Genomic DNA, 12,341 nt, shown 5'->3' with positions numbered 1-12,341 from the left:
TCGACACATGGAAACACAAGCATCTAAAACCTACGATCCCGCCAATGATCTGGTGGATCGCCTGGCTGGCCTGACCCCGGGCAGCAAAACCTACGAAACCCGCCATCAACGGGCCAAGGTCGCCGCCGCAACTCAGGGTAGTTACGACATCTTGTTCGCCCCTGAATTACCGGGCCTGTCGCTCGTCGAGCGCCTCTTGGTCGCACTCTATGCCAGCCGTCTGACGCCCTCGGCCGAGCTCGCTGCACATTACCGTGCACAGCTGCGGGCAGCAGGCGCCGAGAGCTCGCTGATCGACCTGGCCGAACAAGGCGAGCCTGGCAAAGCGCCCACGCCGCGCCTGGCTGCCATATTGACCTTTACCCGCAAGCTAATCGAAAAGCCCGTCGAGGGTGACCGCGAGGCTCTGCTGACGCTGCCGCAAGCCGGCCTGTCAACGCCCGAAGTCGTCACGCTGTCGCAGTTGATCGCCTTTCTGTCATACCAAGTGCGCCTGGTCGCCGGTCTGAAAGCCATGAAAGCCCTGGAGGAATCCGCATGAGCCGCATCATCAAATCGCACGGTTTCACCAACGAGACCCTGGGCTGGGATGCGTGGCTGGACGTCGTCAACGTCGAGACCGCGACCCCCGAACAAATCGCCGTCCTCGAGGAAAGCCATCCCCAGGCCAAGGTCTCGGACTACTACCTATTCCTGATCCATCAACCCGAAATCCTGCGCCAACGCTCTGCGGCGTTCAACGCCATCATGTACGCGCCCGGCGGTATGCCGCGCGCGGAACGCGAGCTGGGTGCCACCGTAGTCTCGCGCATCAATGGCTGCGTATATTGCGCATCGGTGCACGCCCAGCGCTACACGCAGTTGGCCAAACAAGACGCCGTCATCGAGCAAGTTTTCGAAAATCCGCATACCGCCGGCACCACGCCGCGCGAGCAGGCCATTACGAAGTTCTCGATCGACCTTACCGAGCGGCCCGCAGATATCTCTGCAGCCGATATCAAGGCGCTGAAAGACGCAGGGTTGAACGATGCAGACGTGCTGGATTTGCTGCATTCGGACGCGATTTTTGCTTGGGCGAATCGGTTGATGTTGAATCTGGGCGAACCGGTGTTCCCGGCGCAGTGAGACAGGCTTTCGTACGATGAATGAGGAATGCGGCACCTCCTGGTGTGCCGCATTTTCATTTTTGCAGTCAGCATTAGGCAATCCTGCGCATGCCGGTCCGGCTGGGGAGGGATCCGAAGTAGCCGAAGATTTTGAAGATTTTGTCACCGCATAGGCCATCGCCAATTTGATACGGGAGCCGCTATTACTGCGCCGCGCCTATGCTCTGCTGCGGGCCGTGACTGATTTTCAGTAAACTGACGTATTCCTCTGCCCTGCCCGCCCTCCTTTTCCGATGTCTCCTGCTCCCGAAATCCGCCCCGGTCAATCCGTCGAACTACTCAAGGAACTACATATCCTGACGCGCGACGGCAAGATGAACCAGGATAGCCGCCGCAAGCTCAAACAGGTCTATCATCTGTTTCAGTTTATCGAGCCTCTGCTGCAGGACGTAAAAAAAGAACGCGATGCAGTGACCCTCGTCGATCATGGCGCGGGCAAGTCCTATCTCGGCTTTATCCTGTACGACCTATTTTTCAAGGCGCTGCGGGATCAATCGCACGTCTATGGCATCGAGACACGTGCAGAGCTAGTCGAGTCGTCCAAGGCGCTGGCCCAGCGATTGGGGTTTGGCGGAATGTCATTCCTGAATCTGTCCGTGGCAGAGTCCATCACCTCGGACCAGTTGCCCGAGAAAATAGATATCGTCACAGCGCTGCACGCTTGTAATACCGCGACCGATGACGCTATTCATTTTGCCTTGGCCAAACACGCCAAATACATCGTAGTCGTCCCCTGCTGCCAAGCCGAAGTCGCCGCTGCCCTACGCAAGAACAAGGCTCGTGCATTGGCAGATCCGCTAGCTGAGATCTGGCGCCATCCGCTGCATACCCGGGAGTTTGGCAGCCAAGTGACTAATGTGCTGCGTTGTTTGCAACTGGAAGCTCACGGATATCAAGTGAGCGTGACCGAGCTCGTTGGGTGGGAACACTCGATGAAGAATGAGCTGATCATCGCGCAATATAAGAACCTGCCGCGGCGCAAGCCTGCGGAGAGACTGCATGAGATTTTGGATCGCATTGGGTTGCCAGAGTTGCGGGAGAGGTTTTTTACTGAAGAGTTGGCTTGAGGTCTCGCCAACCTAAGACGGCTGGGGCTGCTATCGTCGATTGTGCACGACGTTTTCACGTTGAGCATCGAGGTGCCCAATATCACAATCGCCCCCTAGTGCCGGCCACATTCTAGCTCTATGTATTATTGCCACGGCTCGCCCACTCGAGCGCGGCATGGCGGAGACTCTCGCGCTACAGACGACGTGCACTGACCGGTGTAAACGTAGTGCTTTTTCATCATGCAACGCTGAATGCTGTGCACCTTCGCCCTCGAAGCCGCACGTTCCTGATCGAGCGTCCTCTCCTCTCCATTGGGTAATGGAGCGAGCCAATAATCTCCCAACGAATCGCCGCCGCACATCATCCAATCCTGCAGGCGAGCGTGTACCGTTCGACCGCTCAGGTCCCATCGGTCTACCATTCTTCCAGGCTTCGTCGCTCTTTCATAAACCTCCTTATCGCAAAAAATCTGAGGCATGGTGATACTGCAGATTTCGCCCTTACGCGTGACATAACACCCTGTGAGCAGGAACGCTAATACACACATACTCATAAATTGGCTCAATAATTTCACTTTATCGCCCTCAACAAAATATCCAAGGTATTCCACGCTTCTGGCGGCAGTGCCTCAGACAATGCAAATGGTGTCGAAGGAACCAAGGCTAGTCCGCTCCATACCCCATATAAACGGTTTTCCAGCATGCTCAATCCGCCCCGAGCATTCCCATCCTCACCATAAAAACCGCTAATGCTTCCTCCAAGGAAATCATGAGTGCCGCCGTAGGCCTCATGGAAAACGTCTAAGATAGAGCCGGGGTCATAATGCATGCCTGCCAACGTGCCATACCCGCCTTGGATTCCCCCTGTGAGTCCTGCCATATCCTTGCCTTGCTCAGTTCGAAGGAAGTCGGCCAATGACATTTGGGCCTTGTCAGAGTCAAACTGCACCATTCCGGTCTGTTTCTGTAATTCCAATTTGGGCACCCCGTTCTCATCCAGCACGACCTTTCCAGTTGAGTCCTTCTGCACCTTGCACCACTCATTCATCGTGCCGCAGATAACGGCAAGCACAACCCTCGTCCCTGCTGTCTTGAAACCATCCCCTCGAATACCGGAGCTCCTCCCACTTCTGTTATCTAGAGTCGTTACGCCGTCAGTAACCCCCGCAAACTTCTTCGAATCAGTGATGGTGTACTCCCGCATTCGATCTGCGGCCTCTGATAATCCAGCCTGAAGTGCCGCGACATCTACGGAACCGGTCAATGCACCAACGATGACGTTCAAGATGCGCTCCTGGGTGTTCAGCTCGCTGATCTGTTGTTGTAATGCGTGTTTTTCCTGCTCATCAGTCTTCTCACTGATCTGCTTACGCAGCGCTGCGCGTTTTTCATCGGTGTAGGATCGGATGGTCTGGCTGGCTTGTTGGGTGAAGGCGGCGATGATTTCGGCTTCGGCGGAGACTTTGGCTCGTAGTTTTTCGGGGTCCCAGGTTTTGCTTAGGCCCGCGGCATCGTCTCCCGTTTGGGTCTCTTGGTTCAGGCTGGCCAAGAGTTGTTCGGCGGTCTTTCCAGTTAGAGCGCGCTGCTTCTCATGGTCCGTAATAATGACCGTGGCGCCGCTGATTCCGCTCTTTGTAGTGCTGCGCTCGCTGCCACTGGCTTTACTGAACCCTGGGGCCACCGCTGTGGTGTCACGGCCCATGTTTTGGGCTGCCCATGTGTAGTCGGCACCGCTGACCGTCGTCGCCTTTGCGCCACCGGATGTAGCTTTGATTCCGCCCGCGCTATTGTCAGCCCCGATAGCATTTGCATCAGTGGCTCCGTCTGTCTTGTCGTCAGCTCGCCCAGCGCTCTTGTCACTCGATTTTTTATCGCGACCGCTGATACTGAATCCGCCTGCGACGGCAACGCCACTGGCCTTGTAATTACTGTGATTCTCGATGTCGCTCACGGTCAGCGTACCGGTGACGATGCGATTTGCCCCTGCATGCACTGCTTCTGCGGTGCTGGCAATCGCCGCGCCTTTTAAATTCGTGTTGCCTTTGACCTGAACGTCAAAGCCCGCGTCGCCCGCCTGGATGCCGCTTTGCTCACGCACGCTGGCAAAGTCGCCTTTGACCTTGTTTTGAGCATAGCTGGCGCTGCCTGCCACGCCTGCTCCTGCAATGACACTGCCGCCGATGTTTCGATGTTTGCTTTCGAAGGTGCTGGTGTCCTGCAGGCTTTCGATGTTCAGATTGCCGCCGACATCAGCTGACACCTTTTTGCCGCTGACGATGGCCCCTTGCAGGTGAGTATCTGCGCCTGATTGCAGTGTCAGTTTCTGACCTGCCGCAACCTTGGTATTCATCATGGTCTTGTCTCGGCCATTTGCTTTGCCTTTCGAGTTGGTGGCGCTCGCTGCCACGCCAATGTTGGCGCCAGTCGATCCCATGGACACCGCCACGCCAACCGATGTACTCGACCCGCTGCTCGTGTGTTGGGTATCTAAAGTGTTCTCGGCCGCCTGCAGATTTATATTTCCTTCGGCGTTGAGTTGTGTGTTGCCTCCCCCAGATAACCTTGAACCCTTCACATTGATGTCTGAGGCAGTTCCTGCACCCGTCGCCAGGATGGTGAGGTCCTTGCCCGCAGCGATTGTCGAACCCACTGCCGTCGAAACAGAACGCTCAGTCTTGCTGGACTGCTTGGTTTTTCCTACGTGAATTCCGACTTGAATGCCGCCCAATTTGTCCAGGTCTTTCGCGCCGTCAACGGCTCCTAGCTTTTGCACGGAATCCAAAGCGCTGATGGCTTCCAGTGCGGTGGCCGCCGCTGCCAGGCCTTCTATCAGGGGATTGTCTGTTTGAGCTGCGGTATCGGCCACACGCCCAACCGCCTGCATCCCGTTTACCAACGGATTGCTCACGGTCACGCTTACCCCGGTCTGCTTGATTTCAAAGGACTCCCGCTTGTGATGAGTATCCTGCGCTGCACCGATAGTCACGTGCTGGCCTGCCAAGGTGATGTTTCCCTCCGGAGCAGTGATGGTGCTGGCCGTCACATTGACTGCCTGGCCCGTGCGTATCGTGGTATTTCCCTTGAGACTGCCCAGGGTACTGGGTGTATTGCCTTGCGCTGACTCCTGTACCGAGTGCGTCTGTTTGCTCTTGCCGACACTCATACCGCCTGTCGCGCCGACACCTGATTTCTTGACCTTCTCAACACGACTGGTATCGGATTGCCTATGTCCGGGATCGATATTGACGTTGCGTACCACAGCGATATCCAGATGCTGCTGCGCACCCACGTTCGAGCCTTGCACGATCACATCGCGGCCAGCGGCGATCTCGACGTTCTTTCCTGTCAGGGTCGAGGCATGGGGCTGTTCCCACTGCACCGAGACCTTCGTGTCTTCTGTCTTGGACGACAACAAGCCTTTTTTCTGTTCGCGGTATTGGTCCTTTGCCAAACCACTGTCTGTACCTGCCTGCAGCTTGACGTCGCGTCCAGCATTGACGGTGAGCTGTCGCCGGGCGTGGATCTCAGCTGCGCGCGCGTTGACATCCTGCCCCGCCGCCATCGCCAGATCGCCTTTGGCGCTCGCACCCGATCCGATCACCTTGTTCGTGCTCAACTCGTGACGCTGGTGTGGGCCGCTCGAGATGGTTTCACGGTGCTGAGCGACAAGTTCGTCCAGCCGGATGTCGCGGCCGGCTTGCAGACGCGCATTGTGCTCGACAGACACTTGCGCGGCCAACATATTGATATCGTTGCCCGCCTGCATCAACAGATCGTTCGCGCTCACGCTGGAAACACCCGATAGATGCGTACCCCGCGTAGCGCCGAAATCGTCCGACGTGTCGCCTGAGATCAAATTGATATTCTGTCCCGCGCGCAGCGCAACCGTTTCGCCCTGAATCCGGGCAGCGAGATTGCTCAGATTTTCGCGTGCGGCCAGATCGATGCGCCGCGCCTGTATCTGGCCGCCAGAGTGGTTGATGATGTTCAACGCATTGACCACCGTCGCATCACGCGCGCCGATAGTGCCGCTATTGACGAGATCGCCCTGCGCCATCAGATGGGTGTTGCGCCCAGCCATCAATGTGCCGTACGCCTGAGTCGCATCTGCCCGCGCCGGCAACGGCACTTTGGGCGCCAAGACCGTACGCACCGCGCCTACCGGCAGGTCGAACGGTTCGCTTGCCACGGTGACCTTATAAGGCGCACGGTGTGCCTTGCGATCGCTGCTGCGTGCCTGCGTAAAGGTGGCCTGCCCCTCGCGGATAACGGTGCGCCACCCCGTGGCTCCGATGTTGTGGATGGCGGGCCCGTCCACGGTCAGTTTGCCGCCGGCGGCGATCTGGCTTTTATCGTTGGTAACTATCCCTTTGAGGTTAAGCGCGCCAGCCGCAAAAATGCGCCCCGGATCGCTGCGAACCGTACGTGTCTGCGTGACGATCTCATTGACTTCGTAGAACGTGAAGTGCTTGACCAGTCGATTGAGAAAGTCCCGGTTGAATGCTTTGATACGCGCGTCCAGTGCCAGATGGCGTGCCTTGTAATCTTTGTATGCCGGGGAGGCCTCGTAGGCTTTCCGTTGCTGCTCCAACGACTGAGACTTACGCGAACTGGATTGTGGGGCGGGTTTCCAGTCCGGCAACTCGCCAGCTGGCGGTTGGACGCCGAATACTGACCAAATCTTTGCGTCACGCGGATAACGAAACCGTTCGGGTGTCGGACGGCAGTTGCGGCCTATGCACTGACGGCCCGCAGGGGTATGAGTCAATGCAATGGGACTGGATACCCCTGCTCTACCCCGCTCATTAGGAGCATAGTCAAAAGGAGGCCCATAGCGCGTCGCGGGATATTTGGCAGACGGTAAAAGCAGTCTGCGCTCCGGATCATCGTTGAGCCACTCCGGGCGTCGGCTGCAACCGCGCGTCACCGTATCGCATAGCCAATGGCTGGCAGCGTCGTGCATGTCCGTACTGCCTTCGGGCGTGAAGTACACCTTGGGCTTTGATGACACCTGCACGGTTTCCGAGACGAAGTTTGCGTTCTGATTGTGAATCTGATTCGCCGCAATCGCGATGACCCCGCCGGCCTCTATCGTGGCCGAGATGTTTTGCAGCTGGTCTGCCTGCCCGGTGACCCGCTTGGCGGTATCGATTGATCCGCCGACACGCAGATGATCCTTGGCATAGAGAACGGAATGATGGCGATTGATCAAGGAACCCACGCCCAGGTTGAGGCTGCCACGCGAGGCAATGACGGCTGAACCCTTCGGACCCGCATCATTGACCAACTCGCGGGCGCTGATCGACACCCCGTCGCCGTAGATTCGGCCGCGGTTATGCAGTTGTCCGGCGTTGATACGTGTCACATGCGCGTCAATCAGGCCCGTGTTAGTGATGTTCTGGGTGACGTCTATCGTGTTGTGGCGCCCTGCCAACAGTTCGCCAGTCGCCGTGTTGCTCAGCGAGCCCGACTTGATGCGCAGATCGCGGCCTGCACTCAGACGAGCCTTGTTGACCAGTGCTCCGCCCAAATCCAGGTTCAAGTCCCGCCCGCTAGTGAAATTGCCTTGTGGCGTCAGCGAGCCGCTGTAGGTAAAAGCCAAGTCGGTTCCCGCTCGCAACCAACCGAGACCGTCCAATCCTTGAGCAAACACGGTGAGTTGCTGATCGGCGGCGATCGATCCCTGCTTGTTTCTCAAGCTCTGTGTGTCAATGCGCGTGTTGCGCTGCGCTGCAATCCGGCCAGAGGGGTTTTTCAGATTTTCAGAAACGAGAACCAGATCGCCGTCAGCATGAATCTCGCCCTTGGCGTTGTTGACTTGGGCCACGCGAATATCGACGGTTTTAGCCGTCACGCCTGTAGCCAAGGGGGCGGATCGAGCAATACCGGAGGATGTGGCGGCAGTCTCAGCAGACGCGGCCGCGCCGACGGATGCGGTCGAAGCCTGCGTCAACGCAGCCGTCTGATTCACGTCCAGCGTGTCATCATTGCCCAAGCTGGCTGCCGACAAACGAAGCGTGTTATCGGCCAGCATCAATCCTTTACGGTTATCGATCCCTTCTTTAACCGCGACAGTGAGATTGCCGCCAGCCAAGGTACCGCCATGGTTGTTCAACTGCTTGGCTTCGAGCCGGTGACCGCCTGCAGTGGCGATCAATCCGCCCGCGTTGAGCAGATCGCCTGGTACCTGCAGTGTCATCGGCCCTGTGGCGGTGATCCTGCCGTCTTGATTGTTCAATGCCTGGGCGGATATCGTCACATTGGCGCCGTGTAATACCGCCTTGCGCGTGTCGAGCTGCCCCGATACGTTCAGCGCCAGGGTTTTCTTTGCAGACAAGGTCGCGTTTGGCACGATACGGACGTCGCCCGCGGCGTCCAGGCTCAAATCGCCGGTGAGCGCCACCAGGTTTCCCCCTACGTTCACGCCCACGCCCGCCTCGGTACCGATGAGCCGTATGCTGTTTGCGTACATGCCCCCCAAGGCGGCCGTGTCCAGTGCGAACTGGGGCGTGGGCCCCCGGCCTGCGAGCGCACTGGTTTCACCGCTATCGGCGTCGACGCGCGCCGAGCCCGCAGCCACAGTCAACTGATCTGCCCACACCCCCGCATTGATCGCCAAGGCACGAGCCAACAAGTCGACCTTGGGAACGTGCGTGCCGTTCAACCCTTGGCCTTCGACTGAAATTTTTCCCGATGCCACCTCGAGCGAAATCTGGCCTTTGGGACCGACCTCCGGGCGGCCCGTGGTCAGCGTCGCACGGGTGGCATTCAGAAAACCACAACCACTACAGGTAATCCCTGCCGGGTTCGCGACGATCACATTGGCGCGATGGCCAGCCACCTCGAGCATTCCGTGCAATCGGGATGGATTGGGTGCGGTCACCTGGTTCAAGATCGTGGTCGCGCGCTGATTTCCCAGCATGGGGTTGCCAGCGATCTGGCCGGCAACCTGCGTCTGGCTGGTACCGCCGCTGTTGTTCAGCACGGCGCCGGAGGGGCCGACATTGAAGTGTGTAAATCGATTATGCGACACGCCCGCCGCTGAGGGTGGCACGATTTGAATAACGGGCACTCCATGGCTGACGCCCACAACGGGCTGAGCGCCGCCGGCACTTTTGTCTGCGGTAATGGGCAAAGTCTGCGCCAGGACCGGGGTCCAGCCCGATGCGGCCAATAACCCGAAAAGTATCCGGCTAGTCTTTTTTTTCAACATGACGTGTATTCTCTAGAACTCGAACATCAGCGCCGCCGCGAATACGACGTTTGATGTGGGAAATGTCTCGGGTTTCTTCAATGGCCAGCCCAGCGACACGTCGTAACTGGTGTCGATATAGGGCACGGAGACACGGCCGCGTAAGCCCGCGACGGCGCCGACCAGCGTGCGGCCTGACAAATACTGTGCGGATGGTCCACTGACACGACCCGCGTCGACTCCCGCATAAAGTTGTTGGCCGAATGTGCTTAGATTCCAGGACAGATCATTGCGCAAGCCCCATCCGTCTTCGGCAGCCAAGGCCATTTGTCCGTCAAACCCACGCACCGTGTAACGATCGCCTATCGTGAAATAATCCGCGGGCACGAGGGGTGTCTTGGCATGTTGAAGTTGCCAATTGAATTGATATGCCATCTGCTGCTGAGCAAGCGTAAAGGGCAGATAAGTACCCGCGTTAGCGGCCAGAATCGTCGTACGCCCATTCCAGCCGGCGTCGCCATAGACATATCCCGGGTGTTTGGAATACCGCTGCACGGTGCCTCGCACGCCTGTTCCTACGTCCACCACCGCGCGGCCCACATAGTGGCGATGCTGATAACCCAGCTCATAGCCCATGATGTCGCGACGTTGCACCTCGATATCAATGCCGTTGAGCGTACCGCCTACACGCTTGCGGAGCACCTTTGCCATGACGGTGCCCTTACTGTGCGTGCCGCGATACGGCACCACCGACATCCCAATATCGACCTGCTGAGTCGTGCCGCCGTAGGCGATGGGCTCACTGAACCCAGAAACAGTCTGCCGATAGCTCGAACGGCCTGCGCCCGCGAACATCGCCCAGTATCCGAATGGAATGCTGTAATGGATCGACGCCGCACGCGTGTTGTTGTCGTGGTTGCGCAGGCCTGCGTTGCTGTTCCATGACACGGAAAGCTGATCATATAGAAACAAGGGGGAATCCAGCGTCAATCCTGCATTGAGCCTTTTGCGTCCCGTCGCCTTCAGCCCTGCGTTGTCGCCACCCAAATAGGCATGCCAACGCTTGCCCGATCCGGGCTGCAGAAGAATGTCGGAAGCGCCCAGTTCCGTTCCTGGCGCTATGTCGATACGTGCGTCAGATTGACCTTCGAGACGTTGGATATTTTCCAGTGCCTGGTCCAAGTCGCGTTGATTCAGCTCATCGCCCGGGCCGCTCGGCAGTACGGTACGCCACCAACCCGGCGCGCCCTCGCTGTGCACCTCGGAGATACGGCCCGCCCCGTAACGCAGCGTGAGCGTGCCTTCGGCTAATGACTGTTCAGGCATCCGCACCCATGCCGTGATCAGTCCCGACTCGACCAAACGCGTGGTCAGCTGCGCTTGCAAGATGTTCAACCCATGCAAACCCACGCATTTCCCAATGAAGGATTGAGCCATGGCCTGGATTTCTTTTGGAGGGGCGTCGCCCTGCCATAGGATTGCGGACAGCGAAAAACAAGGCGTCTCATGAGGCAAAGCCCATGCATCCACATCATCTGTCGTAGACCTGGTCTCGGGCAACACGTCCGGACGCTGTTCGGCACGGGCACGTTGCTGGTCGAGTTCGTGGGCTTGGCGGCGCTGGATTTCATCGGTTTGAGCGACAGCGTCGACAGTCGTTGCCCACGCCGGGGCGAGCGTGCCAGCCATCACGCCAGCCGTGTTCACGGCCAGCAACAAGCAACGAAATTTCAGCTGACGCATCCACGTCAAGCAACGATGAACCATATGTATCTATTTCTACAATTCTTGCTTTGATGAAGCTATGTAACGAATGTCGGAGGAATGTTCCACGAGCACAGAAAGTGTGCGCGCACGGAAGTATCCCGACACGATCACACGCGCGTCTGGAATCACACCGTGAGGCTTGAAGTGCCCGATCTATCTGCTAACCGGCCTGACGAGGCTTTGGGTATTTCAACGGCATACGACGATCTCGGGCCTTCCGTATGGCAATCTGCAAGCGCCGCCGATAGCGCAACGTAGAATCCGAGAAATTGGCTCTAAGCTCGATGACGGATGCCGCACCCCAAAAAAAAACGATGCGTCCGGGACCAAGATTGCGGACGAGACGCTGTACGCTGCCATCGCGACCAATGAATGCCACATCGAGGGGATAATGCATACCAAAGGTGTGAACGGCCCAACAGGGCGAAAGCCATAGCCCGGTGTGCCTTCCTGGGGGTCGCGCTCGACCTAACAGTCCTCGCAACCGGGCCCACATGCTGCGCGCCCGCACCAATCGGATACGACGATTCGTCTGACAACGGGCCGTCATTGTGCGACCTGCCACATCTGCATCGCGACCGGAAATGCCAGCACGATAAAGGTGCAGGGAAAAATACAAGCAATCAACGGCAAAAGCATTTTCACGGGTGCCTGCATCGCTAATTTCTCCGCGCGCTGAAAACGATCTGCTCGACATTGCGAGGCATGCTCGCGCAACAGCGGCCCTATGCTCATCCCCAGCCCGTCTGCCTGTATCAATGCGGCAATCCAACGATGGACACTGGAGCAATTGCATCGGTCAGCCAGTGCCCTCAGCGCGGCCGCTCGAGGCGCACCCGCCCGCATATCCGCCAGCGCGTGGGCAAGCTCCTCGCGCAAGTATCCCCGAGGGCCATGGCGCTCTGCCTGCTGCAATGCGCTGTACAAGCCCAATCCTGATTCCATGCATAAGGTCATCATGTCCAGGAAAAAAGGCAAATCCTGCTCGATGCTTTTGCACCGTTGGCGCATACGTGCATGCAATCTGGCGATAGAACACGAGACCGCGATGAGCGCTCCTGTGAGTACGCCCCATATCTGCGCACCACCCGTGCCGATTACCATTGCCACGGCCGCCCCTGCCACCGCTCCCGATATCGCAGCAATCACTATCCAAGCAATCAAGTG

At 58.0% G+C, this 12,341-nt stretch carries 5 protein-coding genes and 1 pseudogene; 2 read left to right on the top strand and 4 right to left on the bottom strand.

Annotated features, from left to right (window positions below; genetic code table 11):
* The first annotated feature begins 7 nt into the window (after positions 1-7).
* Positions 8-1,125 (top strand): annotated as a pseudogene (locus ACYVIT_RS08170) (CMD domain protein).
* A gap of 274 nt (positions 1,126-1,399) precedes the next feature.
* Complete coding sequence (locus tag ACYVIT_RS08165; RefSeq protein WP_415806557.1) at positions 1,400-2,233, top strand: class I SAM-dependent methyltransferase; 834 nt, start codon at positions 1,400-1,402, stop codon at positions 2,231-2,233.
* A 553-nt stretch (positions 2,234-2,786) separates the two neighbouring features.
* On the opposite strand, the gene ACYVIT_RS08160 is transcribed toward ACYVIT_RS08165, so the two are convergent.
* From ACYVIT_RS08160 to ACYVIT_RS08145, 4 genes are all read right to left on the bottom strand, one after another.
* Positions 2,787-9,428: a two-partner secretion domain-containing protein gene (locus ACYVIT_RS08160; RefSeq protein ID WP_415806556.1), complete on the bottom strand. Its 6,642-nt coding sequence runs from the start codon at positions 9,426-9,428 to the stop codon at positions 2,787-2,789.
* A gap of 12 nt (positions 9,429-9,440) precedes the next feature.
* A complete protein-coding gene (locus tag ACYVIT_RS08155; protein WP_415806555.1) occupies positions 9,441-11,174 on the bottom strand; it encodes a ShlB/FhaC/HecB family hemolysin secretion/activation protein in 1,734 nt (577 codons plus the stop codon).
* 160 nt (positions 11,175-11,334) lie between these two features.
* Entirely contained in the window at positions 11,335-11,670 is a 336-nt protein-coding gene (locus ACYVIT_RS08150; protein ID WP_415806554.1) for a DUF192 domain-containing protein, read from the bottom strand.
* Between the two features lie 50 nt (positions 11,671-11,720).
* Positions 11,721-12,278 carry a type II secretion system F family protein gene (locus ACYVIT_RS08145; protein ID WP_415806673.1) on the bottom strand — a complete coding sequence of 186 codons (558 nt, stop codon included), beginning with the start codon at positions 12,276-12,278 and terminating at the stop codon, positions 11,721-11,723.
* Positions 12,279-12,341: the final 63 nt, after the last annotated feature.

The sequence above is a fragment of the Bordetella muralis genome (assembly GCF_054781015.1).
The sequence above is the reverse complement of the archived record's forward strand: the minus strand, read 5'-3'. Positions and strand labels throughout refer to the sequence as shown.

Excerpts from the sequence above, each read along its gene's own strand:
- ACYVIT_RS08165 (WP_415806557.1), top strand. The coding sequence starts at position 1,400 with ATGTCTCCTGCTCCCGAAATCCGCCCCGGTCAATCCGTCGAACTACTC.
- ACYVIT_RS08160 (WP_415806556.1), bottom strand. The coding sequence starts at position 9,428 with ATGTTGAAAAAAAAGACTAGCCGGATACTTTTCGGGTTATTGGCCGCA.
- ACYVIT_RS08155 (WP_415806555.1), bottom strand. The coding sequence starts at position 11,174 with ATGGTTCATCGTTGCTTGACGTGGATGCGTCAGCTGAAATTTCGTTGC.
- ACYVIT_RS08150 (WP_415806554.1), bottom strand. The coding sequence starts at position 11,670 with ATGTGGGCCCGGTTGCGAGGACTGTTAGGTCGAGCGCGACCCCCAGGA.
- ACYVIT_RS08145 (WP_415806673.1), bottom strand. The coding sequence starts at position 12,278 with ATGGTAATCGGCACGGGTGGTGCGCAGATATGGGGCGTACTCACAGGA.